This window comes from Telluria sp. AZSoR62 (assembly GCF_058111565.1).
The window spans coordinates 1-401 of the sequence record NZ_JBYTST010000113.1; the positions used below are offsets into that span (position 1 = coordinate 1).

At 58.1% G+C, this 401-nt stretch carries 1 protein-coding gene; it reads left to right on the top strand.

Features of this window, described 5'->3' with window-relative positions:
- On the top strand, positions 1-349 hold a 349-nt coding region (locus AC3XQU_RS23115; RefSeq protein ID WP_489876495.1), incomplete at its 5' end, for an integrase core domain-containing protein.
- Positions 350-401 lie beyond the last annotated feature (52 nt).

Consider the following 401-nt stretch of genomic DNA (forward strand, 5'->3'; position numbering starts at 1 on the left):
GGAGGCGGTGGAAAAACGCTTCGGTGAAGAACCACCTGCCACCCCGGTGCAATGGCTGAGCGATAACGGCTCCGCCTACATCGCTGAACAGACACGCCAGTTTGCCCGACAGATCGGCTTGCACCCGGTGACCACACCGGTACGCAGCCCGCAGAGCAACGGCATGGCCGAGAGCTTCGTCAAAACGCTCAAGCGCGACTACGTCGCGCACATGCCCAAACCAGATCGAGAAACAGCGTTACGCAACCTGACGATTGCCTTCGAGCATTACAACGAGCAGCATCCGCACAGCGCCTTGAAATATCGGTCGCCGAGAGAGTTTAGGCGTTTGGCAGCAGCATCAATTTAACGGGGAGTTGGTGTCCGGTCTGGTAGGGGCAAGTCCAATGTCCCACCATTAC